This window comes from Rhodopseudomonas sp. BR0G17, from assembly GCF_010907025.1.
Classification (GTDB): Bacteria; Pseudomonadota; Alphaproteobacteria; order Rhizobiales; family Xanthobacteraceae; genus Rhodopseudomonas; species Rhodopseudomonas palustris_H.
On record NZ_QUML01000017.1, the window covers coordinates 1 to 25,357 of the forward strand.

Here is a 25,357-nt window from a genome sequence, read left to right on the forward strand (position 1 = left end):
GCTTCAATCAGCCCTCGATCGACCTCACGCATCGCGGTCTCGGCAAGCCGCGCGAACAGCGGCGTGATAGCCACAGTGAGCGGAACGATCGCGGCACTGGTGCCGACCGAGCTGCCGGCGACGAAGCGCGTGAACGGGATGATCGCCACCATCAGGATGATGAAGGGCGTCGACCGGACCAGGTTGACCACAGTGCCGAGCACCCGATTGAAGATCGGCAGTGGCAGAATGTGGCCCGGCGACGTCACCACCAGCAGGACGCCAAGCGGCAGGCCGAGCGCAGTCGAGACCACGGCCGCGACCGAGACCATGTAGGCGGTCTGTTTGAGCGACTCAACGAGCAGAGCTGTGACGGCGGGCGACAGCAGATCGAACGGCATGACCGATGACTTCCACGACTAATCCAAGGGAGGAAAGATGCGACAGCACGGCAGGCAGCTTGTCGCCGGCCCCGCCCGCCACCAGCGTCAGCACGCCGAGCGGCCGGTCGCCGACATAATCGATCCGCCCGTGCAGAATATTGGGCTGGACGCCGAACACCGACACGAGATCAGCAACGATCGGGTCGTGCGCCGCGGTTCCGGTGAACACGATGCGCAGCACCGGATCGCTGCCGGGCACGGCCTCCGGCAGGAGCTGCGCCGCCACCGGTGGCGGCAATTCGTGCGCCACAAGTCCGGACAGGAACGACCGCGCCACCGCTGATTTCGGAAACGCCAGAACGTCGAAGGTCGCGCCCTCCTCCACCACCCGGCCATGATCGAGCACCGCCACGCGGGTTGCAATGTCGCGCACCACGTGCATCTCGTGGGTGATCAGCACGATGGTGAGGCCGAGCTTGCGATTGATGTCGCGCAGCAGCGCCAAGATTTGGTCGGTGGTCTCCGGATCGAGCGCCGAGGTTGCTTCGTCACACAGCAGCACTGACGGATCGAGCGCAAGCGCCCGGGCAATTCCGACTCGCTGTTTCTGACCGCCTGACAATTCAGACGGATAGGCGTCCGCCTTATGTGCGAGCCCGACAAGATCGAGCAGCGGCGGAATCCGCCGAGCAATCTCCGCGCGCGGCAGCCCCGCCACCTTAAATGGCAGCGCGACGTTGCCGGCGACCGTGTGCGACGACAGCACGTTGAAGTGCTGGAAGATCATGCCGATATCACGTCGTGCATTGCGCAGAGCACGGCCGCGCAGGCTGGTGATCTCACGGCCCGAGACGATCACCCGCCCTGAGGTCGGCCGCTCTAGCAGATTGATGCAGCGGACCAGCGTGCTTTTGCCAGCTCCCGACCTGCCGATGATGCCGTGGATTTCGCCGCGACGGATCGTGAGCGAGACGTCGTCGAGCACCGGCCCGGCGGCGTCCGAAAACGTCTTGCTGAGATGCTCGATCCGGATCACCGCGTCCCGGGAGGCGTCGGCTCCGCCGGCGACGAGGTGAAATTCGGATGGTGGCGGGAGCGCATTCATCCGATCCGTCACCACGCCGCCAGGATATTGCCGTTGAATTTCGTCGCGATGAACTGCTTTACCTCGGGCGACTGATAGCTCTCGACCAAGGTCTTGACCCAAGGCTTGTCCGCATCCTTGCGAGCGACCCCGATCAGGCAGACGTAATCGGACTGCTGGCTTTCAATCAGCAGCGAATCCCGATTGGGAACAAGACCCGCACTCAGGGCGAAGAACGAGGTGATGACCGAAAAATCGACGTCTTCCAGCGACCGCGGCAGCTGCGCGGTTTCCATCGCCAGAATCTTCACCTTCTTCGGATTGTCGACGATGTCGAGTTCGGTCGCGCTGAAATTGCTGCCCGGCGCGAGCTTGATCACGCCGCCCGCCTCCAGCAACTTGAGCGCCCGTCCGCCATTGGTGGGATCGTTCGGAATCGAGATCTTGGCGCCGATCGGCAGATCCGCCAGCGACTTATGCTTGCGGGAATAGCCGGCCATCGGCAGCAGGATAGTGCGGCCGATCGAGACGATGTCGAGCCCACGGTCACGGTTTTGCTGATCGAGATAGGGCGTATGCTGGAAGGCGTTAGCGTCGAGCTCGCCATTATGGGTGGCAACATCGATCAGCGCACCGTCGGAGAACTCCACCAGCTTGACGTCGAGCCCCTTGGCCTTGGCGACCGGAACCAGAGCCTCGGTGATCTGCGCATGCGGACCGCTGGTGACGCCGACGCGGATGGTCTCGGCGCCGGCAGGAATTCCGGCCCCAATCGCGGCGGCGAGAATGACGGAGAATACGAGCGGTCGCATCAAGTTAAATTCCCTTCCCAATTTCAAAGATACCTGCAGGTCTGCGGGCATGGCGATGCTCGCGACCGAGGTCAGCCCAACCGATCACGTGGCTGCCAACATCAACTGCGGCGCCCGATCGACGATCACCGATGCTAGATGGCACTCCCAGCGTTTTCAATTTTCGTGAGTAGTACGGCCATCTAAATTAGTTGCTCTGCAGGTAAGCTTCTTCGAAATCCATGCGAGATTCGAGATCAGGCATCCAATCGGTAATTTTGATTGCAGCTAAGCTGCCAACGATCGCTATCGGCCCGCAGGCGATGCGCGCCGCTTCGGATTCGAGAACACCGATGCTTTCGGAAGCAGGACCAACTACGAAGCGCATCCGCGAGGAAATAAACCCAACGGACCAACACTGATCGACAGCACGACCGATGCTATTTTCGCCGAAGCCTCGACAGCATGTCGGCACGCACGCATCATTCGAAGCAGCCGCTATAGTTGGAGCCAATCGATGACAGCATCGCCCTCGCAGCTTCCCGTCCTCGACCTCAGCCGATTTCGCAGCGACACCGCCGCGCGGGCGGAATTTCTCCGCGATGTCCGCAACGCCGCCTTCGGTCCCGGATTCTTCTACCTTGTCGGTCACGGCATCTCTGACCGGCTGATCCGCGACGTGCTGTTCGCCTCGCGCAACTTCTTTGCGCTTCCGGAGGCGGACAAGCTCGAGATCGAGATGATCAACTCGCCGCATTTCCGCGGCTACACCCGCGCGGGCCGGGAATTTACCCGCGGCCAACCGGATTGGCGCGAACAGCTCGATGTTGGGGCCGAACGCGAGGCGTTCCCGCTCAGCCGGTCGGCGCCGGCCTGGACCCGGCTGCAGGGACCGAACCAATGGCCCGATGCACTGCCGGAGTTGAAGCCGCTGCTGCTACGGTATCAGCAGGAGGTGACGGAGCTTGCGATCAAAGTGCTGCGGGTGTTCGCGGCAGCGCTCGGACAATCCGAAGACGTGTTCGAGCCAATCTACGTGCCCTCGCCCAACCAGCTGATCAAGATCATCCGCTATCCCGGGCGAGCAGCGGACGAGAGCGACCAGGGCGTCGGCGCCCACAAGGATTCCGGCTTCGTCACGATCCTGCTGCAGGACACCGTGGCGGGCTTGCAGGTCGAAACCGCCGACGGCTGGATCGATGCGCCGCCGCTGCCGGGATCGTTCGTGGTCAATATCGGCGAGATCCTCGAGCTGGCCTCGAACGGTGCCCTGCGCGCCAATGTGCACCGGGTGGTATCTCCGCCGCCGGACACCGACCGGCTATCGGTCGCGTTTTTCCTCGGCGCACGGCTCGACGCCACCGTGCCGGTGCTGACGCTGCCGCCGGAGCTGACCGATTACGCCCGCGGCGTTACTCAGGATCCACAGAACCCGTTGTTCCGCGAGGTCGGACGCAACTATCTCAAGGGCCGTCTGCGCTCGCACCCGGACGTGGCCGAACGTCACCATGCCGATCTGCTGGAGGAATATGCGATCAAGCCGGGCCTCGCGGCGGCCTATTAGGCCGCAACAGTCGTACCGCCTCATTGGATCGCGATAACAACAAAGATGCCCGGCATATGCCGGGCATCTCTGATTTGCTGTGCTCAGATATCCCTGTCCAGCGGGCTCGTCACAAGATGGACAGCGCCTGCTCGAGATCGTCGGTCAGGTCCTCGACGTCTTCGATGCCGATCGACAGCCGGATCAGATTGGGTGTGATCTGGCGCGCGAGCCGATCTTCTTCCGGCAGCGAGCCGTGGCTCATGGTCCACGGCTGCCCAACCAGGCTCTCCACGGCGCCCAGGCTCTCCGCTAACGCGAACAGCCTGAAGCGGCTCAGCACGTCCACGACCTGCTGTTCGTCGGCCTTCAGATAGGCAGCCACCATGCCACCGCCGCCGTCCATCTGGCGCACCGCAAGTGCGTGCTGCGGATGGCTGTTGAGCCCGGGATAGACCACCCGCTCGATCTTCGGATGGGCATCGAGCCAGCGCGCCACCGCCAGTGCATTCGAACTATGGCGGTGCACCCGAAGAGGCAACGTCTTGATGCCGCGCAGCGCCAGGAAGCTGGAGAACGGATCGAGGATGCCGCCGGTGGCGTTCTGCAGGAACTGCAGCTTCTGCGCCAGCTCCGGATCGCGAACGACAATCGCACCGCCAACGATGTCGGAATGGCCGCCGATGTACTTGGTCACCGAATGCACCACGATGTCGATGCCGTGCTCCAGCGGGCGCTGTACCGCCGGCGACGCGAAGGTGTTGTCGACCACGGTGAGGACGCCGCGCTCGCGGCCGATCGCGGCGATCGCTTCCAGATCGGCCAAGCGCAGCGTCGGATTGCTGGGCGTCTCGATCCAGATGAAAGCGGTGTTCGGCTGGATCGCATCGCGCAGCGCATCGAGATTGGCCGGATCGACATGGGTGATGGTCAGCCCGGCCGAATGGCTGCGCACCCGATGGAACAGCCGCCAGCTTCCGCCATAAAGATCGTCCGACGCGACGATGTGGCTGCCCTGCCCGGCGATCTCCAACAGCGCCGCCTCGGCTGCAAGCCCGGAGGCGAAAGCGAAGCCGGCATGGCCGCGTTCGGCATCGGCAATCGCGGCCTCGAACGCGGCACGCGTCGGGTTCTGCGAGCGCGCGTATTCGTAGCCCTTGTGCACGCCGGGCGCCGACTGAACGAATGTCGACGTGGCGTAGATCGGCGTCGTCACCGCGCCGGTCGACGGATCGAAATGCTGGCCGCCGTGCACCGCACGGGTGTTGGCCCCGCGCTGCCGCAGGTTGGTGGTCTTATCCATGTCAGTGCACCTTGCTACGCAAATGATTGATCAGGTCGATCCGGGTGATCAGACCGAGGAAGCGCGAGCCGTCGACGACCACGACGACGTGACCACGGTCGAACACTGGCATCAGGCTTTCGAACGGTGCCGACGCCTCGACGGTTTCGACCCGCTTGCTCATCGCCGAATGTACCGGTTCGGCGAATTTGGCCGGATCGCCGATCGTCGCCATCAGCAGATCGGACTCGTCGATGATGCCAACGACGCGGTCGTCGACCAGCACCGGCAGTTGCGACACCTCGTAGAGCTTCATCCGCGAATAGGCGAAATTCAGCGTATCCTCGGGAGCGACCGTGATCGAAGCGCCTTCGTCGTGGCGGCGTACGATCAGGTCGCGCAGATCGCCGTCGTGCCGGCGCGGGACGAAGCCTTGATCGGCCATCCAGGTGTCGTTGAACATCTTCGACAGATATTTGTTGCCGCCGTCCGGCAGCAGCGTCACCACCCGCTTCGGCCTGGTCTGCTCGCGGCAATAGCGCAGCGCAGCCGCCAGCAGCGTGCCAGACGACGAGCCGGCGAGAATCCCCTCTCGTCGCAGCAGTTCACGCGCGGCGTGGAAGGATTCGGCATCGGTGACCGTGTAGCCACGCGCCACCAGCTTCAGCTCGGCATTGCTCGGTACGAAATCCTCGCCGATGCCTTCGACCAGCCAGCTTCCGACCGGGCCGGGCTCACGCCCTTCGACAACGTCGACCAGCACCGAGCCTTTCGGATCGGCCAGAATGATCTCGGTCGTCGGCGAGGCGCGCTGAAAGAACCGCCCGATTCCGGTCAGCGTGCCCCCGGAGCCGATGCCGCATACCACCGCGTCGACGCGGCGATCCATCTGCTCCCAGATTTCCGGCGCGGTGCCGTATTCGTGGGCGAGCGGATTGGCCGGATTGGCGAACTGATTGACGAACACCGCGCCCGGGGTTTCCGCGGTGATCTTCTCGGCGAGATCCTGATAGTAAGCCGGGTGTCCCTTACCAACGTCGGAGCGGGTCATCACCACCTCGGCGCCCATCGCCTTCAGGTGCAGCACCTTTTCGCGGCTCATTTTGTCCGGGATGACCAGAACCAGCCGATAGCCTTTGAGCGCGGCGATCAGTGCCAGACCGAGGCCGGTGTTGCCGGCGGTCGCTTCGACCAGGGTCCCTCCCGGCCGCAGCTCGCCGCTGCGCTCGAACGCCTCGATCATCGCCAGCGCCGGGCGATCCTTGATCGACCCCCCTGGATTCTGGCCTTCGAGTTTGGCGAACAACCGGCACGGGCCGGCATCCAGCCGTGTCAGTGGCACCAGGGGCGTGTTCCCAATCAGATCGATCAACGCCTTGGGCGAGCGATCCTTGGGTGTGGCAAGACGGGCCAGGCTCACGATGTATTCTCTCGATCTTCCGCGATTGCAGCTGCGGAATGACGTCACCGCCGCGGATGCTGATCAAAGTGGGCCGCGTGGCTCCGCGGCGTCAATATGCACGCAACAGTTCAGCAAGAACGCGATCTCAAGCGCATCATCCGCAGCAGATTTGTATCGCGCAGCCATGCGGACGGAGATCTTGCTTCTGCCCTGTTCAGCGACGCATCGCTTGCTGACAGCAATGAACCGCGATGGATCGCGTTCCGGAATCAATCTGCCGTACCAAGCTGGAACAAGCGCGGTGCCAGAGAGGCAACGCCGTACCGGCCACGACGCGACGTAGCATCGATTTGATTGCCGGGCGATTTCGACAGAACGCGTATCATCTTCGGCGAGCGACAACGAAAGCCATTGCTCCGGCCGATCAGCTACCTAATCGATCATCCGCATTTCGCGCGGATATACGCTGATGAGCTGCGTGGGGCCATATGGGATCGCCATCATCGGAGTCCGAACCGATCAAGGTTGCAATTGCCACCGGGAACGGGGTCGGCGTCACCGAGCATTTCGGCTATGCGACCGACTTCCAGATCTGGGATGTCTCGACATCGACTCCGCGGCTGCTTGAGACCCGCCGCAACATCCCCGGCTGCGGTGCCGACCGCAGTGCGGCGCAGCAGCGCGATCCGCTCGACGTCTCGGTCGATCTCGTAGCCGACTGCCGTGCCGTCGTGGTCGCCAAGATCGGCGAATGCGGTGTCAATCGCCTGGCTGAACTCAACATCCTCGCGTTCGAGACCGACGATACCGTCGACAGCGTGTTGCGCGAGCTGGCGGAGAGCAGCTTGCTGCGGGAGCGCTGCCCCGCATGACGATATCGTTGAACGCAAATGCCGATGCTTTGCAGCACGCGACACCTGCGTTCCCGGCGCTGGAAGGCCGGCATCCATGTTTCAGCACCACGTCGGAAGGCCATGCCGCAGCGGAGCGGCTCCACCTTCCCGTCAGCCCCGGTTGCAATATCGACTGCTCGTTCTGCAAACGCGATTTTGACCACCGCGATCAGCGCCCGGGCGTCGCGACGCGGCTGTTGTCCCCGGAGGACGCCGAGGCAGTGGTCGAACGCGCGCTCGAACTCTGCCCCTCCCTTGCCGTGGTCGGGATCTCGGGCCCCGGCGAACCGCTGGCAACCGATCATGCGCTCGATACTTTCGTGCGAATTCGCGCCCGTTGGCCGCAACTGACGCTGTGCCTCTCGACCAACGGGCTGATGCTGCCATCACGGATCGAGGAGATCGCCGCGGTGGGGATCGAAACCCTCACGGTGACGGTCAACGCCGTCGATCCCGACATCCAGGCCACGATCACGCCCAAGATCGCATGGCGACGACGACGCCTCGATGGCCGGGCAGCGGCCGAGCGTCTGATCGGCAACCAGCTCGAAGGTATCGCGCTTGCCGCCGCGCTCGGCCTCACCATCAAGGTGAACACCGTGCTGATCCCCACCGTCAACGAGGATCACATCGGGGACATCGCAGCCGAGGTCGCAGCCGCCGGCGCGCGGATGATCAACATCATCCCGCTGATCCCACAGCATCGCTTCTCCAATCTTCCAGCGCCAAGTCTGATGCGACGCTACGTCGCCCGCGCCGACGCCGAGCGTCATTTGCGCGTGTTCCACGATTGCCAACCCTGCCGCGCCGACGCCTGCGGCGTACTCGGGATCAGCGATTACACAGCCACGCTCTATGGCAACGATCTGCTCGCCGAGCCGACCTTTTCGCACGGCTGACGCCGCCCCACAGTCATTGGAACCTTTGGATAGGAGCCGACCATGGCCAACAAACTGAAGCAAATCGCCATCTACGGGAAAGGCGGGATCGGCAAGTCCACCACCACTTCCAATATCAGCGCGGCACTGGCTGAAGCAGGCTACAAGGTGATGCAGTTCGGCGCCGACCCGAAGGCCGATTCCACCAACACGCTGCGCGGCGGCGCCTACATCCCGTCGGTGCTCGACCTGCTGGCGGAGCGCCGACGCGTCGATGCCTACGAGGCGATCTTTCAAGGGTTCGGCGGCATCTATTGCGTCGAGGCCGGCGGTCCGCAGCCCGGCGTCGGATGCGCCGGCCGCGGCATCATCACCGCGGTCGAACTCTTGAAGCAGCAGCGGGTATTCGAAGAACTCGACCTCGATTACGTGATCTACGACGTGCTGGGGGACGTGGTGTGCGGCGGCTTCGCCGTGCCGGTGCGCGAGGGCATCGCCGAACACGTGTTCACGGTGTCGTCGTCCGACTTCATGGCGGTTTATGCCGCCAACAACCTGTTCCGCGGCATCGAACGGTTCTCCAATTCGGGCGGCGCCCTGCTCGGCGGCATCATCGCCAATTCAATCAACACCGACTTCCAGCGCGACGTGATCGACGATTTCGCCGCGCGCACCGCGACGCCGATCGTGCAATACGTGCCACGCTCCCTGACCGTCACCCAAGCAGAACTCAGCGGCCGCACCACCATCGAGGCGGCGCCGCAATCAGCTCAAGCCGACATCTATCGCCAACTCGCGCGCCGCATCGCAGAGCACACCGAGTCCAAGGTGCCAACGCCGCTCGATCCGCAGCAACTTCGCGAATGGTCGAGCAGCTGGGCGGATCGACTGGTCGCCGCGGAGCGCGCCGAAGCCGAGCGCGACCGCGCGGTCGCCTGACGCCCCCTCACTCCACCCCTGACTGCTTTGAAGAGGACAACCATGGCAACTCTCCTGTTCGCCGACGGACGCGAGGCGACCGCCGCGGAAATCGAAACAATCGCACGCGCGCATCGCATCGTGGTGGAGCATCGCCCGGTGCCGACGGCGCTGGCGGAAACCCTGGCGCGACCGCTGCTCGACGACACTGCCACCGCCACCGTGCTTGACGCGCTACCACCGCGCCCGGAGTTTCCGTCGCGCGACCTGATTGTGCTGCATCCGGAACGGGCGGATAACGAGCAGCTCGCCACCAAATTCGAGAGCTGGCACCGCCACGCCGGCGACGAGATCCGTCACATCCTCGATGGCGCCGGCATCTTCGGCGTGATCGTCGACGGGCAGCGAGCCGATCTTCACGTTGGTCCCGGCGATTTCATCGTGGTGCCCGCGGGCCTCGAACATAACTTCCGCCTCACCGCCGCCCGCCGGATCAAAGCCGTTCGCTATCTCAGCGATGCCACGGGGTGGGCAGCCGAGTTTACCGGTCGAGCAGCTTGACTCGGAGCACGACGGCCTTTCGGTCCGGAACGACCAGCGGCCGGGCAAGAATGTTCGCGCCGGAGAATGCCGCCGCACGAGCGATTTGTTCTCCGCCCAACTAACAGTGCAGCAGCATCTTTCAAACTGCTTGGCGGATGTTGTGTTCGACCGGAGATCGTCTTTAGATCGCGGAGTAGTTCGTTCCGCCGAAGGTGTCACCGATGGCATCCGTCCCTTCGTCACGCTTGGCGCACGATCAGACCATCCTCGGATCAGGATCACTCCGTCGTCAGTTCGGTATGTCACGACCACTCGACCATCTCGATATCAAGATCCTCCGGCTGTTGCAGGAGAATGCCACTCACTCGGTCGCGGACATCGCCTCCAAGGTGGGGCTGTCGTCGACCCCGTGCTGGAAGCGCATTCAGCGCCTACAGATGGACGGCGTCATCACCGGCCGCGTGGCGCTGGTAGATCAGGAAAAGATCGGGCTCGGGCTGTCGGTGTTCGTCTTCATCGAAGCCGGCGAACAGACCAAGGAATGGCAAGCCTCATTCGCCGCCAAGCTCCGCGGCATGCCCGAAGTGGTCGAAGTGTACCGGCTTGCCGGTGACTATGACTACGTCCTGCGCGTCGTGGTCGCCGACATGAAGTCGTTCGACCGGTTCTACCGCCGACTGATCAAGACTGCCGAACTGAAGAACGTGACCTCGCGGTTTGCGATGGAAAAGATCAAGGCAATCACCGCGCTCCCGGTGGTCCCGCCGCCCCCGCAAGCAACGCCATAACGATCGACCAAGACGTCTCACGCGATCCCAGCTATTGCGCGCCTGCCGTTCCTCGCAACGAAGCGATCCAGTGCGCCGCGCTTGCCTCGCGGCCACGTAATCCATTCCACGGGTGTCCCAAGGGCTGACTCATCGCCAACCCTCGGGGAATGAGCGATCAGGCAGCGTCGAGCGCCTGTGCGAGATCGGCCAGGATATCGTCCGGATGCTCGATCCCAATCGACAGCCGGATAAAGCCGGGCGTCACCCCGGCCGCCAGCTGGTCCTGCTCGCTAAGCTGCGAATGGGTGGTGGCGGAGGGCTGGATCGCCAGCGACCGGGCGTCACCGATGTTGGCGACGTGATAGAACAGCTTCAGCGCCTCGATGAAGCGCTGGCCGGCCGCCTGCCCGTCGCGCAGTTCGAAGCCGATCAGCGCGCCGTACCCTCCCCGCATCGACGCGTCGGCGCGACGGCGGAGCTCACCGCTCTGCAGGCCAGGGAAATGCACCGCCGCAACTTTCGGATGATCCTTCAAATAGTCGGCGACAACACGCGCATTGGCGTTGTGCTGCTCCATCCGGATCGGAAGCGTCTCCAGCCCCTGCAAAATTTGCGACGCGGCGAGCGGTGCCATGCCGGCGCCGAGATCACCGAGCAGCCTCAGCCGCGCGCGGAGCGAAAACGCAATCGAGCCGAACGGCCGCGCAACATCGGTCCAGACGACTTGCGGATCGGCCGCATCGGGCGCCGTCAGCAGCGGAAACCGTTCGGCATGCTGCTGCCACGGGAAGTTGCCGCCGTCGATGATCGCGCCGCCGAGCGTAGTGCCATGACCGCCGATATATTTGGTTGTCGAGTACATCACGATCGCCGCGCCATGATCGAGCGGACGCACCACGCCGGGGACGGCGGTGTTGTCCATCACCAGTGGCACCCCGAGCGAACGGCCGATCGCGGCCACCTCACGGATCGGAAACACCTCCAGCTTCGGATTGGGCAGCGTCTCGGCATAATAGAGACGGGTCCGCGCATCGGTGGCGCGTCGGAAGTTCTCCGGGTCAGACGGATCGACGAACCGTGCCTCGATGCCGAGCTCGCGCAACGTGTTGTCGAACAGAATCCAGGTGCCACCGTAGAGGCCGGTGGAGGTGACGAAATTGTCGCCGGCTTGCGCCAGGTTCAGCACCGAGAACGTCGATGCCGCCTGCCCCGACGCGACCGCCAGCGCCGCCGCGCCACCTTCGAACGCGGCCAGCCGACTCTCCAACTCGCGAAGCACCGGATGGCTCACCGCCCGATACCGCGCATCCAGCCTCTCGCTGCCGAAATGCAGCGGTGCGCTGCCCCCGTCATCGCCGCGCGACGCAGGACGGCGACTCACCTCGGCACGGCCACGTGCGCCGCGGAGAACGAATGTGCTGGGATGCAGCAGTTGGACAGCATGATTATCATCGACCGTTGAAGCTTGCGCGAACATTTCACTTTCCAGCACGATTACTTGACTTCATGTGCCAACCGTATTCTCTGCAGATGCTGTGAACAAGCCGCGTTCGAACACACTTGCTATTCAGTTGTCGGAAGTCTCACGCGTCGCGAAACTCCCAAACCGCGCCGTATGGTGTCGACGCAGCGCCGTGTCTTGCATGCGCCGCGTTACGGCGGCTGCAGCAGCATTGAGTGATCTATCCATCGCTCGACATCCACTGATCGATCCATTCTCTTCACCTCTGCCGCCGAGGAGCGCGCCACCATGACCCAGCCACAGGCCGCCAATTTCGAAACGCTCGCGGTGCATGGCGGTTCGTTCCGCGCCGATCCGGTCACCGGCGCAGTGGTGCCTCCGATTTACCTGACGACGTCGTACCAATTTCAGGACACCGAGCACGCGCGCCGTATCTTCGCGCTCGAAGAGATCGGCTACACCTACACGCGCACCGTCAATCCCACCCGCGAGTTTCTAGAGCGCCGCGTGGCCGCACTCGAAGGCGGCGCCGGGGCCCTTGCGCTCGCCACCGGCGAGAGCGCATCGCTGTACGCGCTACTCAACATCACTCACAGCGGTGACAACGTCGTGCTGTCGCCAGACATCGCGGCGGGACGCAATGCCGGCCTCGTCGCTTCGCTGCGCCAGTTCGGGATCGACGTCCGTTTCGCTGCCGAGACGGGATCGGCGGAGTCGTTCGCCGCGGCGACCGATGCACGTACCCGTGCGTATTATGTCGAAAGCCTCAGCGTGCCGCAGCTCCGCGCCTTCCCGCTCGCCGGTGCAGCGGAAGCGGCGCAGCAGGCCGGCGTACCGCTGATCGTCGACAATACCGCACTGCCGCTGTCATTAAGGCCGTTCGAGCACGGCGCGGCGCTGGTGATCTATTCGGCGGCCGAGTATCTCGGCGGCCACGATGGTGCCCAAGGCGGCCTGATCATCGATGGCGGCCAGTTTTCCTGGGAGGCTCATGCCACCCGGCTGCCGACCCTCAGCGAACCGGATGCGTCCTATCACGGCGTGGTCTGGACCGAGCTTGTGAAGAAATGGAACGCAAGTCCGTTCGTGGCGCGGACGCGGGCGCATCTGCTGCGCGATCTCGGCGCGGCGATCAATCCCCTGGCGGTGTTCCAGATCATCCAAGGTGTCGAGACGTTGCCGCTGCGGCTGCGCCGACAGACGGCCAGTGCGCGCGAGGTCGCGACCTATCTGGGCGCGCATCCAAAGGTGTCCGGTCTCGCCACCGGAGCTGCGTTGATCGCCTTCGATCTGCCCAGCGCAGCCGCTGCGGCTCGGTTTACGGACGCGCTGACGCTGTTTGATCCTGCCGTGACCTACGGAGGCGTCCGCAGCGCCATCCTCGACCGGGCTGCGGCCTCACCGCGCGTGGTATTGTCGATCGGGCTCGAGCACGCCGGGGACCTCCTCGCTGATCTCGACTCCGCGCTCGCTGGCGCCTGATCGTGACCGCGACGGACGGGTCATACCGTAAGTTGGTAGCCGACCGTCATCGCCCGGCGCCTCATCGACACAGGATTGCTTCTCCTCGCACGACGCGGCGCAGTTAGTTCTTTCAAATCGCAACGCACCGCGCTTTCGCGCTTGCGAACAGCGCGTCCTCATGGCCATCTTCGCGCGCAACTGATCATCCTCACAGTTTCGTTCTTTGAAGGCGTTGCGCGCCGATGGCCATTAATCTTCGTAGTCCGTCCGCCGAGACCCGCGAGCAGCGTCTTGGTACCATTACTTCATGGGATGGCCCCGCCTCCCGCCTTGCCCACGAGTCGGCCTTCTCCCGCGGCGATTGCGGCCCCGGATGCGGCGGCAAGGGCCAGCGCATCTGCGAATTGGAGTCGCCGTTCTCGCAAGGCTCGACCTGCTCCGAGCAGATTGCTGAAAGCCAAGCCAGCAACGTTCGCGACGCAGTGCTGGTGCAGCATTCCCCGATCGGTTGCGCCGCCGGTCACATCAACAGCAATGCGTTCTTCCGCAACGGCCTGATGCGGCGCGGCCTGGCTCCGCGCAACGTCACCGGCCTGTCGAGCAACCTGATCGAGCGCGACATGATCTATGGCGGCGCCGAGAAGCTGCGCGCCACCATCAAGGCCGCGGTCGAGCGGCACCAGCCCAAAGCGGTGTTCGTCGCCACCTCCTGCGCTACCGGCATCATCGGCGACGACGTCGAGAGCGTGGTGCGCGATTGCGAGGACGAGCTCGGCGTCCCGGTGGTGGCAATGTATTGTGAGGGCTTCAAGTCGAAGCATTGGAGCTCGGGATTCGACGCGATCCAGCACGGCGTGCTGCGCCACGTCGTCAAGCCCAAGCCGGGCCCGCGGCAGGACAACCTCGTCAACATCATCGTGCTGTGGGGCAGCGACGTGTTCACGCCGATGCTCGCGGAGCTGGGGCTCGAAGCCAACAACATCCTCACCGTCGCGTCGGTCGACGAGATCGCCCGCGCCTCAGAAGCCGCCGCATCGGCCACCTTCTGCTATTCGGTCGGCGGTTATCTCGGCGCTGCGCTGGAGCAGCAATACGGCGTGCAGGAGATCAAGGCGCCGCAGCCTTATGGCTTCGCCGGCACCGACGCCTGGCTGCGCGCGCTCGCGAAAGCCACCCACCGGGAGGAGCTGGCCGAAGCCTACATCGCTCGCGAGCACGCCCGCGTCCGCCCACAGATCGAGCGGCTGCGCGAACGGCTCAAGGGCGTGCGCGGCTACGTGGCGATGGGCGCGGCCTATGCTCACGGCGTGATCGGCGTGCTGCGTGAGCTCGGCGTCGAGGTGCCCGGCTCGCTCGTGTTCCATCACGACCCGGTCTATGACAGCCACGACGTCCGCCAGGACTCGCTTGGTCACATGATCGACGCCTATGGCGACGTCGAGCACTTCAGCATCTCCAATCGCCAGCCGTATCAGTTCTACAATCTGCTGAAGCGCTCCGATCCGGACTTCATCATCATCCGCCACGGGGGCCTCGCCGGCCTCGCCTCGCGCCTCGGCGTGCCGGCGATCGCGCTCGGCGATGCTTCGACGGCGATCGGCTATCAGGGCATGATCGATCTCGGCGAGGAGATCGTCGATGCGCTGGCGCAGCGCAAATTCCACCAGGATCTGGCCGGTCATACCAGCCTGCCCTACAAGCAATGGTGGCTGGATCAGGCCGATCCCTATCTGCTCGCCCGGCAGAACGCCCCGCAAGCCGCCGGAAGCCGCGTCTGATGACCATCACCCCGCTTCAAGTCCGTCGCTCCGGTCCTGTCCCTGTCGTTGCCGACGTCCCCGAAGAAGGCCCGATCGAGCAGGTCCGCTACGCCTGCGCGCTCGGTGCGATGCAGACCGTGGCGGCGATCCCGCGCGCGATTCCGATCACCCATTGCGGCCCGGGCTGCGCCGACAAGCAATGCGGCGCGCTCGCCTTCAACAACGCTTACCAGGGAGGCGGCTGGGGCGGTCTCGGCGTCGCGCCGAGCACCAACGCCACCCAGCGCGAAGTGATCTTCGGCGGCGAAGAGCGGCTCCGCGAGCTGATCAGCCACACGCTGGAGCTGATGGAAGCAGATCTGTTCGTCGTGCTCACCGGCTGCATCCCGGATCTGATCGGCGACGACGTGCCGGCCGTGGTCAAGGAATTCCAGGCCAAGGGCGCGCCCGTGGTCTATGCCGGCACCGGCGGCTTCCGGGGCAATAACTACACCGGCCACGAGGTCGTGACCCGCGCCATCATCGACCAGTTCACCAGCGCGGATGCAGGGCCGCGGGAACACGGCCTCGTCAATCTGTGGGCGCCGCTGCCCTACCAGGACCCATTCTGGCGCGGCGATCTCGCCGAATTGAAGCGGCTGCTGCAAGGCATCGGGCTGCGCGTTAACGTGCTGTTCGGGCCCGGCTCGGCCGGCGTGTCGGAATGGCGCGCAATCCCGCGGGCGCAGTTTAATCTGGTGGCATCGCCCTGGCTCGGCCTCGCCACCGCGCAGCATCTGGAAAGCAAATACGGCCAGCCGTATCTTCACCTGCCCGTGCCGCCGATCGGCGGCCGGCAGACCTCCGAATTCCTCCGCCAGGTCGCCGCCTTTGCCGGCATTCCGGACTCGCAGGCCGGCGCTTTCATCGCTGCGGAAGAGCGCGACTACTACGGCTACATCGAGGCGTTCTCGGAGTTCTATTCGCAGTATCGATGGGGCCTGCCGGCGCGGTTCGCCGCCGTCGGCGATGCCGCCACCACGCTGTCGCTGAGCAGTTTCGCGGTCCGTCAGCTCGGCCTGGTGCCGGCCTCCGTGGTGATCACCGACAACACACCGCCCGAGCACCGCGACGCGATCCGCGCGGCGTTCGCCAAGCTCGACCACGACGTCGGCATCGAACCGGTGTTCGCCGAAGATAGCTACGCGGTGCATACCGCACTCCGCAGCGCCGATTTCGGCCGCAAGCCGCCGCTGATCTTCGGCACCACCTGGGAGCGCGATCTCGCCAAGGAGCTGCGCGGCTTCATTCTCGAAGTCGGTTTCCCGGCCTCCTACGAAGTCGTGCTGTCGCGCGGCTACGCCGGCTATCGCGGCGCGCTCACTTTGATCGAGCGCATCTACACCACAGCGATCAGCCGTAGCGCCTGAGCTCTTCCCGACGAGACATCGTGACGTTCAATTCCCACCCGCCATACGATCCAACGAAGCCCGCCGGAGCACGCTCCCGTGCCGGCATTACCCGTCGGCGTCTTTTTGGAACAGCGCTGGTTGGCGCGGCATCGCTGCTCGCCGCCGCCACTGCTCGTGCCGAGGCTTACCGTGACTACCGGCGCACGATCTTCGTCGCGCGGCGCGGCGTTGCCGCACTCGATGCGATCGATGTCGATTCCGAGACCGTGACCGGCACGCTCGAACTCGGTCTTGAACCGCGCGAGCTGCAGATCTCCCAGCGCGGCGGCCGCCTGGCCGCAATCGACCTGCGCAGTCCACGTCTCGTCAGTGTCGATCTAGCAGCGCAGAGCCGCCGCGACGTGCCGCTGCCATTCATCCCGTCGCGGCTGCGGATCAGCCCCGATGGGCAGCGACTGGCTGCGTTCGACGATGCGCGCGGCACAATCGTGCTGCTCGACGGCACCGACGGCCGCGAACGCAGCCGGATCGACGGCCCGCGTGAGATCCGCGAGGCGATCTTCTCCGGCGATAGCTCATCCCTCCTGGTGGCAGCTGCGAGCGTCGGCGGTCTATCGACGTATGACATCGCGACCGCGCAGCCTGTTCCGCCGGTCGAGGGGCCGTCGCTACACGCGCTGCTGCGCGCGCCGAACGGCCGCGAAGGCTTTGCGCTGACGGCCGAGACTCCGCGCCGCGTGCTGCACCTCGATCTGCGTTCGCGGCAGGTCCTGGCGAGCGTGCCCACCTCCGATCATCCCGTTCTGTTCGCAACCGGCACCGGCATCCAGTTGCTGGCGATCGATCAGCATGCGGGCACGCTGTCGATCCTGCCGTCGGAGCCGCTGCAGCCGGGCGGCGTCACGCTGCCGGCCGCGGCATCGACAGCTTATGCAGCCTGGTTCGATACGGTGGCGTTCGTGCCGGCGCCCGCCGCGCGCAAGCTGCTGATCTTCGACCTCGAGCGCCGCAAGGCCGCAGGCTCGATCGCTCTCGAAGGCGTGCCGGGTACCGGCGTGGTCACACCCGACGGCGATAAGCTCTACTTGCCGATCGAGGATCAGGGAACGGTCGCGGTGATCGACACCCATCTGCGCCAGCGCACGACGTCGATCGCGATCGGCGCTGCGCCGGTCCAGGCAATCATCGCTGGCGGCTACGGTCTGTGCCATTGATAGCGCATCGGTGAGACTCGGACCTCGGCCCGTTCTCGAGAGCCAGCGGCGAACGCACATGATCAACCATGCTTGCGTCGCGGAGGCGAATGGCATTCTCGCTTCGCTGCCGACAAGGAAAACTCCTGCTGGCAACCTTGACGTATGAGTGTTGCCATCATCGACGACCGTCAGTGGCGCATTGACACCTTGCCTGAGTCATTCGATCGACACCGAATCCACAATCCGACTGCGAGTGACAATATGGCGACGGCACTGAACACCGGCCGAACATCGGCCCCCGCTCCTGAAGCAGCGCCCAAGCTGCGCTTCGATGCCCGCCGGTATCTCGGCACGACGCCCCTTCGGCGGATCAAGGACGAGGTCGAGATCGAACTCGCCGACCGTGCTTATCTACCCGACCTGAACGACCTCAAGCGCGACTGGGTGGCGAGCGTCGCCGCACCGGCGTTCCGGGTGCTCGCGCGCAACCGCGCCACACCGCCGCGCGCATTCGCCTCGATCGGCACCGGCTCCGGCGTCGATGCCCTGGCGGCGATCGAATTGCTCGGCGCCGAGATCGTCGGCATCACCGACCTGTTCGACGAGGTGGTCGCCACCGCGGCGCGCAACGTGCGCGGCAATGTCCGCCCCGACGCGGCCATCACGTTGCACGCGGGCGCGGGCGACCTTCTCATTCCGCTCGCTTCCGCGGGCGTGAAGTTCGACGTGATCTACGAGAACCTGCCTAATCTGCCGGTCGACGACAGCCGCAAAATCGAAGCTGACAAGACCAGCGCCGCTTTCCTTGCGCCGCGCAGCGAAGACATCCCGGCCTTCATCACCGACTGGCTGCTGACGATGCACTACCTCGCGCTGGTGCAGGCGCGCGACGCGCTGACGCCGGACGGCGTCGTGCTGTCGACGGTCGGCGCGCGTGTGCCGCTCGACATTCTGGCGCAGATGTCGCGCGCCGCCGGGCTGGTGCCGCGCGTCCTCACCTATGGCTGGAAAGTGCAGGCCGACGCCGACGACGTCATCTCCACCTACGCGAATTGGGAACGCCAAGGCCTCGGCCCGTTCCGGTTCTATGCCGCGGATGCGCTGGAGGCTGCGTTCGCAGATCTCGATCCCGGCGAGGCCGGCGCCAATGCCGCGACGATCGAGGCCAGTCTCGCCGGCGAAGAGCTCGGCGCGGTGGCGGCCTGGGAGGCGCATCGCAACGGTCTGCGGATCGGCCACACCTACGTGGTGCTGCAATCGGGCCTGCGCTGAATGACCGTCTCCGATGAAGCCGGCCAGCTGCGATCGCTGGTCGCAGCGCTGCGGCGTTGCTTCGCCGATCCGAACGGAGCCGATGACGCGGCCAGGGCCGAGATCCGCCGTGTCGAGGCGCTGCTCGCCGCGGCCCCGGCGGAGGCTGCGGCGCTGCAGCCGACGCACCATCCGTTGACGCAGCACCTGCCGGCGGTGCTCGATCTTGCCGAAGCCACAGCGCCGGAGGTCGCAGCCGCCCTCCGCCCGATCGCGCAGCAGCTCCCCTGGCGTTACGGCTACACGCCGCGCGACGATGCGCCTGGCCTCGAAGGCGCCATGGGCTGGGCCGAGCTGATCGGCCCGCTGGCGCCGATCGTCAGCCGCGAGGTCTGCTTCGGCCTCACCTTGATCGGCCCGCGAACTTACTACCCGCCGCACCGTCATCCCGCGGTCGAGCTGTATCGGATCGTGGTCGGCCATCCGCACTGGACGGTCGCCACCGACACCGCACCGCGCCGGCCCGGCGATGCCGTCCTGCACGCCAGCGACGTCGTCCACGCGATGCGCGCCGACGACGAGCCGCTGCTGGCGATCTACTCATGGACCGGCGACGTCGATACGCCGTCGCGGTGGGTGTGACAGCTCGCGGGAAGGATCGCCGCCAAAACAGGCAAGGCTCATCGCTGCTTGAGTGCGATCCTGGCATCGGCTCCGCGGAGAGTGCGGTACGCAAAATCGGTGAGGTAATCGTTCAGCGCGAGCGATGCGGCGGCTGCGGCCTGCTCGTCGCCCTGGTTGATCGCTCTCAGCGTCGCCGAATGCTTCTCGGACGCCACCATCAACTCTGTGGGGCGATCTGAAATATTGGCGAACCAGAACCGTCGCGACAGCCCCTGAAGCGGAGCCATACTGGAGGTCAGATATTCGTTCTGCGCCGCCGCAACGATGATCTGATGCACCCGCTTAAGCAGATCGCCGTACAGAACGATGTCGTCGGATTTTGCGACCTCATCAAACTCCCGCGCCAATTCGAGCATCATCCGCTTCTGAACGGAGGTGGCGCGATGAACACAGGTTCGCACCGCAAATTCTTCGACGACTCTGCGCAATTCGAGCAGCTTGAGTTGGACCTCGACCGAGATCAACGGAATGAAGGCTCCCTTCCGCGGATGAATCTCGACCATCCGCTCCCAAGCGAGACGCTGCAGCGCTTCGCGCACAGGCGTGCGGCCGAAACCCGTCGCCTCCATCAACGTCACTTCGCTGACCATTTGGCCAGGCTTCAATTCTTGAAACGTGATCATTCTCTCGATCACGTCGTAAACCTGCTCAGACTTATTGGTGTGCTCGGGCATCTATCTGCTGTCCGGTAGAAATCTGTCGCTTAAACTTGGCCTGCAAGAGAGCCGAGGCCATCGTCTTCGGCATCCGAGGGACTGCGTTCGCGGGCTCGCTCTGGCGCAGAGCCGATCATCGGCGGACGCCGGATCGCTGACCGGATGAACATCGCCCGCATACGGCGGCACGTTCATGGATGCGGACGGTGGACCGAGCCTCTCGTCGGAAGGCCGTTTCGGCCCGCGCTCATTGTCAGTTCCACCGCCTCGTCCCCCTACCCCATCCCGATTTCACGCGTGCGCAAAACCGCGGCCTTCAGCTTCAAGCCGCTGGACTCTACTGCCATACTTGTAATATATCAGCATATATCATCGATATATCAATCGTCGATGAGGCTATAATTCGTTGAAAACGGGGAAACATCCATGGCTGAGGTTTTACAGGACCAACGCGCGGTCGGCGGAAACCAGAAATCCCGCCGGGCGGCGTGGGCCGCTCTGATCGGCACGGTGCTGGAGTGGTACGACTTCATCATCTACGGAACGGCCGCAGCCGTCGTCCTGAACAAGGTCTTTTTCCCCTCGACAGATCCGTACGTCGGAACGCTGGCCGTGTTTGCGACCTACGCGGTCGGCTTCCTCGCCCGCCCCTTGGGCGGCCTGTATCTCGGCTACCTCGGCGACCGATACGGCAGAAAGCGCGTTCTCGTGCTCACGCTCGTGATCATGGGCGCCGCCACGTTCCTGCTGGGTTGTCTGCCGTCCTACGCGCAAATTGGAATCTGGGCGCCGATCCTGCTTGTCGGATTGCGCCTGCTGCAGGGTTTCGGCGCAGGCGGTGAGTACGCCGGCGCGGTGGTGCTGTCCGTCGAACACGCTCAGGAGGGTAAGCGCGGCGCTGCAGGCGCCTGGGCTCCGATGGGCTTTGCGCTGGCAACTTTGCTCGCCAACGCCGTGTTCTTCTCTGTCATTGCCTCGATGCCCGAAGACCAGTTCTTGCAGTGGGGGTGGCGCATTCCCTTCCTGTTCGGCGGCGTGTGCGTGCTGGTCGGTTACTTCATTCGGCGCGGTGTCGAGGAGCCGCCGGTCTATGAACGTGCCGTCGAGCAGGCGAAGACCGAGAAGATTGGCCTGTTCACGTCGATCAAACGCAACCCGCGCAGCTTCGTCATCGTGCTTCTGACGCGTATGGGAGAGAACGGCTTTGCCTATCTCTATCCGGTGTTCTGCGTCTCCTATGTGATCACAACGCTTGGACAGCCACGCTCGACCGCGCTGTGGGCTGTCATTATCGCTTCGATGATCCAGGTCGCCACCATCCCGTTCTTCGGCGTGCTGTCCGACCGGCTTGGCCGCAAGACGGTGTATGTTGCCGGAGCGCTGCTTTCGATGGCTTGGCTGGTGCCGTTCTTCCTGCTGCTCGACACCGGCGCGACCGCCGCCATCATCCTGGGATTTGGCATCGGCCTCGGCATTGCTTATCCAGCGATGCTCGCGCCGCAGGCCTCCTGGTACGCCGAACTGTTCGACACCCAGTTCCGGCTCTCGGGCTTCGCCTTCTCGCGAGAGCTCGGCTCGTTGCTCGCCGGCGGCGTCGCCCCTTTCATCGCCACGGCGCTTGCCGCATGGGCCCATCATTGGTGGCCGATCGTCGCCTATATGTGGGTGCTCGGCATCATCACTTTGATCGGCCTGAAGCTTGGGCCGGAAACCGTCAGCAAGAAACTCGGATAAGTCGAAGAGCGTTCCGGCGCCGCGCCGGAACGCTCATTGCTCCCGCATCTTTGGAGATTGACCGATGAACGAACTCAGAAGCAACTTCGAGCCGGGTTCGACCCGGTGGGCCGTGCGTCGCGCGCAATGGCTGGCGATGGGCATCAAGGAAGAGGATTTCCACAAGCCCAAGATCGCGGTGGTCAATTCATCCAGCGGGCTCTCGGTCTGTTATCAGCACTTGGACGAGATCTCTCGGAAAGTGCAGCAGGCGATCCGCGACGCCGGCGGGCTCCCGTTTGAAATCCGCACCGTTGCCCCGTCTGATTTCGTCACCTCCGCGGGCCGCAAAGCGCGCTACCTGATGCCGTCCCGCGATCTCCTCGTGAACGACGTCGAGGTCCAGGTCGAAGGCGCGGAATTGGACGGCATGGTCTTGCTCGCCTCCTGCGACAAGACCACGCCGGGCCAATTGATGGCCGCTGGTCGCTTGAACATTCCGTCGATCGTGTTGGCCTGCGGCTATCAACTCGGCGGCCATTGCGGCGGCAAAGACGTCGATATCGAAGACCTCTACAACGGCGTCGGAACCTACAAGTCGGGCCAGATCAGCCTGCAGGATCTGACCGACATGTCCTGCGCCGCGATCAAGGGACCCGGCGTTTGCGCCGGTCTCGCAACAGCCAATTCCATGCATTGCCTCGCTGAGGCGCTCGGCATGGCCCTGCCCGGCAATGCGCCGATCCGGGCTGGAAGCGAGCGGCTGTCCGACTACGCGGTACAAGTCGGCCATGCCATCGTGCGGCTCATTCAACAAGATCTGAGGCCACGGCAGATCCTGACCAAGGCGTCGATCCAGAACGGAATTCGGATCGCGCAAGCGCTGGGGCTTTCCGTCAACACGGTGCGGCATCTGACGGCGATCGCCATCGAAAGCCGCATCGAGATGGACGTCGTGGCAGAATACGAGGCTCTGTCGAAGGACGCGGTTCAGATCACGCAAGTGCGTCCCAACGGTCCGCATCGGATCGAGATGCTGGACGCTGCAGGTGGCGTGCGAGGCGCGATGAAGCAGCTTGCCAGCAAGCTCGACCTCTCTACGATGACGGTCACCGGAAAGACCCTCGGAGAAAATCTCGCCGAAGCGCCCGCGCCGGACGAACGCGTGATCCGGCCGCTATCGAACCCGTTCCGCAACGAACCCGGCCTCATCATCATCCGCGGCAATCTCGCGCCGGACGGCGCGGTGGTGAAGCTGTCCGCCGTCCCGGCCTCCGTCCGCCGGTTCGAGGGCGTAGCGAAGGTTTTCGAAGACGAGGACAAGGCGATCGCCGGCCTCAGCGACGGCTCAATTCAAAAGGGACAGGCCATCATCCTCCGGCACATGGGTCCGAAGGGCGGCCCGGGCACGGTGTTCGCGTGCTCGTTCATGGCGGCCCTGGTCGGCGCCGGCCTGTCGAGCGGCGTCGCCGTTCTGACTGACGGTGAGTTGTCGGGTCTCAACTCCGGTATCACTGTTGGCCAGATCATGCCGGAGGCTGCCGAAGGCGGCCCGCTCGCCGTGGTGGCTGACGGCGACCGTATCGCGATCGATCTGACCGCCGAAACGATCGAGCTCATGATCACCGAAAAGGAACTCGCGACCAGACTAGCCGAATGGAAACCGCAGACGCTGCCGGCCGAATATGGCTGGCTCGCGCAATACGCCCAGCTCGTCCAGCCGCTCTCGAAGGGAGCCGTGCTCGGTGATCGAAGCCGTCGCTGATAGCGCAGCCGCGCACGCCCCGAGCCGCTAGTCACACGCGAGGTTATTTTGATGGACTCCACATGCGTCAACATTCCGGCTTGGGAAATCCGGCACCAGATCTCCCTTGATGAGGCCAGATCGCTCCCGTGTCTTGCGGAGATCGATGTTCTCGTCGTCGGCGGCGGCGCATCCGGCGTTGCTGCGGCCACCGTTGCGGCAGAGTCCAATTGCTCGACCATCCTGGTCGAGCGCTACGGATTCTGCGGCGGCGCAGCCGTTGCAGGACTATCGGGGACGATCTGCGGTCTGTTTCTGGCTAGCGAACAGAGCAAGCCGAAGCAGGTCGTCTTCGGGTTTTCCGAACGCTTCAGATCCGAGCTCGCCAGACGGGGCGGCGTCACCCCGCCGCAGAAGTACGGCAAGACGTACGTCGTCACCCACGATCCTCTCAAATGGCGTGAGACTGCCGATACCCTGCTGACGGTCTCTGGCGTCAGGGTGCTGTTCCACACCGTCGTGGTCGCGGTGATCATGGACGGCAATCGCCACCTCGGCGTGGTGATCGAGTCCAATGCCGGCCGCTCGGTGATCCTTGCCAAACGCACGATCGACGCATCCGGAGATGCCGCTGTCGTCGCCCGCGCCGGTCACCCGTGGCGGTTCGGCGATCAGGGCCGCATTCAGAACCCGACAATGTTCTTCCGCCTCGGCGGCGTCGACGTTGACCGTTTCGTCGAACATTGGGGCGAAGACACGATCTCTCCGCCGGAGATCGTGGAGGCGCTCACAGCGGCCGATCGAAGGAACTACGATCTTCCCCGGAAGAAGATCTGGATCTTTCCAACCACGCAGCCCGGCGAACTGCTCGTCAACGCAACCCGGCTGTCGGCGCGTGACGGATCGATGCTCAACGTCATCAATCCGGAGGATTGGACCGTTGCTGAGATCGATGGACGCCGCCAGGTTCGGGAGTACGCAAGGTTTCTATCGGCTCACGTGAAGGGCTGTGAACGCAGCTTCGTCATCGATACCGGGGTGGAGTGCGGCGTTCGGCAGACCCGCTCCATCGAAGGCCTTCAGACTTTGACGAACGAGGACGTCGTAGCGGGGACCAAACGGCCGGATTCGATCTGCCGCTCACCCTGGCCGATCGAGCTGCACGCCGGTGACAAGCCGAAGCTGCACTGGCTGCTCGACGACTACTACGATGTCCCGTTTGGAGCGCTCGTCCCTGCTTCCGGCGAAAACATCGTCGTTGCGGGCCGCTGCCTGTCGGCCGAACACGAAGCTCTCGCCTCCGCGCGCGTCACTGCTCAGTGCTTCGAATATGGCCACGCTGCCGGCGTTGCCGCAGCCCTTTCGATCTCGGACGACACTCCGCTGCATCTGCTCGAGCCGGCTGCGATTGCCGAGCGGATGAAGAAAGCCGGCAGCGCTCTTTGATAACTCGGTGATAATGAAACGTGAGCCGTTCGTGCTCACGTTTCGTGCTGGCGAGTTCAAGACCTCCGCACAGCTCGACGCCGATTGCTAAGTTAGGCGGGCGAAGCAAAGGACGCTGACAATC

22 protein-coding genes are annotated in these 25,357 nt (G+C 64.4%); 15 read left to right on the forward strand and 7 right to left on the reverse strand.

From position 1 onward, the window contains the following. The 3 genes from DY467_RS14495 to DY467_RS14505 all read right to left on the reverse strand — a co-directional run. The coding region (locus DY467_RS14495; protein WP_502706446.1) for an ABC transporter permease family protein at positions 1 to 380 on the reverse strand (380 nt) is incomplete at its 3' end. After that, positions 334 to 1,467, reverse strand: a complete 1,134-nt coding sequence (locus tag DY467_RS14500; protein WP_205502385.1) for a methionine ABC transporter ATP-binding protein — start codon at positions 1,465 to 1,467, stop codon at positions 334 to 336. The genes DY467_RS14500 and DY467_RS14495, both read right to left, overlap by 47 nt. An 8-nt stretch (positions 1,468 to 1,475) precedes the next feature. Next, positions 1,476 to 2,258: a MetQ/NlpA family ABC transporter substrate-binding protein gene (locus tag DY467_RS14505; protein ID WP_205502387.1), complete on the reverse strand. Its 783-nt coding sequence runs from the start codon at positions 2,256 to 2,258 to the stop codon at positions 1,476 to 1,478. A gap of 496 nt (positions 2,259 to 2,754) precedes the next feature. On the opposite strand from DY467_RS14505, the gene DY467_RS14510 reads away from it, so the two are divergent. Beyond that, a complete protein-coding gene (locus tag DY467_RS14510; protein ID WP_164636993.1) occupies positions 2,755 to 3,801 on the forward strand; it encodes an isopenicillin N synthase family dioxygenase in 1,047 nt (348 codons plus the stop codon). Positions 3,802 to 3,910: 109 nt separating this feature from the next. On the opposite strand, the gene DY467_RS14515 is transcribed toward DY467_RS14510, so the two are convergent. Both DY467_RS14515 and DY467_RS14520 read right to left on the reverse strand, forming a co-directional pair. After that, positions 3,911 to 5,083, reverse strand: a complete 1,173-nt coding sequence (locus tag DY467_RS14515; protein WP_164636995.1) for a trans-sulfuration enzyme family protein — start codon at positions 5,081 to 5,083, stop codon at positions 3,911 to 3,913. A gap of 1 nt (position 5,084) precedes the next feature. After that, on the reverse strand, positions 5,085 to 6,482 hold the full coding sequence (locus DY467_RS14520; RefSeq protein WP_164636997.1) for a pyridoxal-phosphate dependent enzyme: 1,398 nt from the start codon (positions 6,480 to 6,482) through the stop codon (positions 5,085 to 5,087). Between the two features lie 470 nt (positions 6,483 to 6,952). Between DY467_RS14520 and DY467_RS14525 the strand changes: the two genes are divergently transcribed. From DY467_RS14525 to DY467_RS14545, 5 genes are all read left to right on the forward strand, one after another. Beyond that, positions 6,953 to 7,336 carry a NifB/NifX family molybdenum-iron cluster-binding protein gene (locus tag DY467_RS14525; RefSeq protein WP_164637000.1) on the forward strand — a complete coding sequence of 128 codons (384 nt, stop codon included), beginning with the start codon at positions 6,953 to 6,955 and terminating at the stop codon, positions 7,334 to 7,336. Beyond that, a complete protein-coding gene (locus DY467_RS14530; RefSeq protein WP_164637003.1) occupies positions 7,333 to 8,256 on the forward strand; it encodes a radical SAM protein in 924 nt (307 codons plus the stop codon). The genes DY467_RS14525 and DY467_RS14530 overlap by 4 nt, the downstream gene beginning before the upstream one ends. 42 nt (positions 8,257 to 8,298) lie before the next feature. Beyond that, on the forward strand, positions 8,299 to 9,174 hold the full coding sequence (locus DY467_RS14535) for a nucleotide-binding protein (protein WP_164637005.1): 876 nt from the start codon (positions 8,299 to 8,301) through the stop codon (positions 9,172 to 9,174). Between the two features lie 42 nt (positions 9,175 to 9,216). Beyond that, entirely contained in the window at positions 9,217 to 9,714 is a 498-nt protein-coding gene (locus tag DY467_RS14540; RefSeq protein ID WP_164637007.1) for a cupin domain-containing protein, read from the forward strand. Between the two features lie 281 nt (positions 9,715 to 9,995). Then, on the forward strand, positions 9,996 to 10,484 hold the full coding sequence (locus DY467_RS14545) for an Lrp/AsnC family transcriptional regulator (protein WP_164637010.1): 489 nt from the start codon (positions 9,996 to 9,998) through the stop codon (positions 10,482 to 10,484). Positions 10,485 to 10,641: 157 nt separating this feature from the next. Here the strand turns inward: DY467_RS14545 and DY467_RS14550 are convergent, their stop codons facing one another. Then, the gene (locus DY467_RS14550; RefSeq protein WP_164637013.1) at positions 10,642 to 11,943 is read right to left on the reverse strand and encodes an O-acetylhomoserine aminocarboxypropyltransferase/cysteine synthase family protein; all 1,302 of its coding nucleotides are present in this window, start codon (positions 11,941 to 11,943) and stop codon (positions 10,642 to 10,644) included. A gap of 273 nt (positions 11,944 to 12,216) precedes the next feature. Between DY467_RS14550 and DY467_RS14555 the strand changes: the two genes are divergently transcribed. The 6 genes from DY467_RS14555 (at position 12,217) to DY467_RS14580 (ending at position 19,632) form a co-directional block, all read left to right on the forward strand. Next, positions 12,217 to 13,410, forward strand: a complete 1,194-nt coding sequence (locus tag DY467_RS14555) for a PLP-dependent transferase (protein ID WP_164637015.1) — start codon at positions 12,217 to 12,219, stop codon at positions 13,408 to 13,410. Between the two features lie 224 nt (positions 13,411 to 13,634). Then, positions 13,635 to 15,170, forward strand: coding sequence for a nitrogenase component 1 (locus DY467_RS14560; RefSeq protein ID WP_107355442.1), 1,536 nt, complete (start codon positions 13,635 to 13,637; stop codon positions 15,168 to 15,170). Next, on the forward strand, positions 15,170 to 16,561 hold the full coding sequence (locus DY467_RS14565; RefSeq protein WP_164637018.1) for a nitrogenase component 1: 1,392 nt from the start codon (positions 15,170 to 15,172) through the stop codon (positions 16,559 to 16,561). The genes DY467_RS14560 and DY467_RS14565 overlap by 1 nt, the downstream gene beginning before the upstream one ends. Positions 16,562 to 16,581: 20 nt before the next feature. Beyond that, a complete protein-coding gene (locus DY467_RS14570) occupies positions 16,582 to 17,757 on the forward strand; it encodes a hypothetical protein (RefSeq protein ID WP_164637021.1) in 1,176 nt (391 codons plus the stop codon). A 243-nt stretch (positions 17,758 to 18,000) separates the two neighbouring features. Further along, entirely contained in the window at positions 18,001 to 19,011 is a 1,011-nt protein-coding gene (locus tag DY467_RS14575; protein ID WP_164637024.1) for a class I SAM-dependent methyltransferase, read from the forward strand. Then, positions 19,012 to 19,632, forward strand: coding sequence for a dimethylsulfonioproprionate lyase family protein (locus DY467_RS14580; protein ID WP_164637027.1), 621 nt, complete (start codon positions 19,012 to 19,014; stop codon positions 19,630 to 19,632). Between the two features lie 38 nt (positions 19,633 to 19,670). On the opposite strand, the gene DY467_RS14585 is transcribed toward DY467_RS14580, so the two are convergent. Beyond that, positions 19,671 to 20,348, reverse strand: coding sequence for a GntR family transcriptional regulator (locus DY467_RS14585; protein ID WP_164637029.1), 678 nt, complete (start codon positions 20,346 to 20,348; stop codon positions 19,671 to 19,673). A gap of 408 nt (positions 20,349 to 20,756) precedes the next feature. On the opposite strand from DY467_RS14585, the gene DY467_RS14590 reads away from it, so the two are divergent. The 3 genes from DY467_RS14590 to DY467_RS14600 all read left to right on the forward strand — a co-directional run bounded on the left by DY467_RS14590 (position 20,757) and on the right by DY467_RS14600 (position 25,233). Beyond that, positions 20,757 to 22,064 (forward strand): MFS transporter, encoded by a 1,308-nt coding sequence (locus tag DY467_RS14590; RefSeq protein ID WP_164637030.1) that lies wholly within the window; start codon positions 20,757 to 20,759, stop codon positions 22,062 to 22,064. A gap of 64 nt (positions 22,065 to 22,128) precedes the next feature. Continuing rightward, positions 22,129 to 23,808, forward strand: a complete 1,680-nt coding sequence (gene ilvD / locus DY467_RS14595; RefSeq protein WP_164637032.1) for a dihydroxy-acid dehydratase — start codon at positions 22,129 to 22,131, stop codon at positions 23,806 to 23,808. A gap of 51 nt (positions 23,809 to 23,859) precedes the next feature. Further along, complete coding sequence (locus DY467_RS14600) at positions 23,860 to 25,233, forward strand: FAD-dependent oxidoreductase (RefSeq protein ID WP_164637035.1); 1,374 nt, start codon at positions 23,860 to 23,862, stop codon at positions 25,231 to 25,233. Positions 25,234 to 25,357: the final 124 nt, after the last annotated feature.

Bases quoted from the DNA above. Each gene is read 5' to 3' on its own strand.
- DY467_RS14500 (WP_205502385.1), bottom strand. From the start codon at position 1,467: ATGAATGCGCTCCCGCCACCATCCGAATTTCACCTCGTCGCCGGCGGA.
- DY467_RS14505 (WP_205502387.1), bottom strand. From the start codon at position 2,258: ATGCGACCGCTCGTATTCTCCGTCATTCTCGCCGCCGCGATTGGGGCC.
- DY467_RS14510 (WP_164636993.1), top strand. From the start codon at position 2,755: ATGACAGCATCGCCCTCGCAGCTTCCCGTCCTCGACCTCAGCCGATTT.
- DY467_RS14515 (WP_164636995.1), bottom strand. From the start codon at position 5,083: ATGGATAAGACCACCAACCTGCGGCAGCGCGGGGCCAACACCCGTGCG.
- DY467_RS14525 (WP_164637000.1), top strand. From the start codon at position 6,953: ATGGGATCGCCATCATCGGAGTCCGAACCGATCAAGGTTGCAATTGCC.
- DY467_RS14530 (WP_164637003.1), top strand. From the start codon at position 7,333: ATGACGATATCGTTGAACGCAAATGCCGATGCTTTGCAGCACGCGACA.
- DY467_RS14535 (WP_164637005.1), top strand. From the start codon at position 8,299: ATGGCCAACAAACTGAAGCAAATCGCCATCTACGGGAAAGGCGGGATC.
- DY467_RS14540 (WP_164637007.1), top strand. From the start codon at position 9,217: ATGGCAACTCTCCTGTTCGCCGACGGACGCGAGGCGACCGCCGCGGAA.
- DY467_RS14545 (WP_164637010.1), top strand. From the start codon at position 9,996: ATGTCACGACCACTCGACCATCTCGATATCAAGATCCTCCGGCTGTTG.
- DY467_RS14550 (WP_164637013.1), bottom strand. From the start codon at position 11,943: ATGTTCGCGCAAGCTTCAACGGTCGATGATAATCATGCTGTCCAACTG.
- DY467_RS14555 (WP_164637015.1), top strand. From the start codon at position 12,217: ATGACCCAGCCACAGGCCGCCAATTTCGAAACGCTCGCGGTGCATGGC.
- DY467_RS14560 (WP_107355442.1), top strand. From the start codon at position 13,635: ATGGCCATTAATCTTCGTAGTCCGTCCGCCGAGACCCGCGAGCAGCGT.
- DY467_RS14565 (WP_164637018.1), top strand. From the start codon at position 15,170: ATGACCATCACCCCGCTTCAAGTCCGTCGCTCCGGTCCTGTCCCTGTC.
- DY467_RS14575 (WP_164637024.1), top strand. From the start codon at position 18,001: ATGGCGACGGCACTGAACACCGGCCGAACATCGGCCCCCGCTCCTGAA.
- DY467_RS14580 (WP_164637027.1), top strand. From the start codon at position 19,012: ATGACCGTCTCCGATGAAGCCGGCCAGCTGCGATCGCTGGTCGCAGCG.
- DY467_RS14585 (WP_164637029.1), bottom strand. From the start codon at position 20,348: ATGCCCGAGCACACCAATAAGTCTGAGCAGGTTTACGACGTGATCGAG.
- DY467_RS14590 (WP_164637030.1), top strand. From the start codon at position 20,757: ATGGCTGAGGTTTTACAGGACCAACGCGCGGTCGGCGGAAACCAGAAA.
- ilvD (WP_164637032.1), top strand. From the start codon at position 22,129: ATGAACGAACTCAGAAGCAACTTCGAGCCGGGTTCGACCCGGTGGGCC.
- DY467_RS14600 (WP_164637035.1), top strand. From the start codon at position 23,860: ATGGACTCCACATGCGTCAACATTCCGGCTTGGGAAATCCGGCACCAG.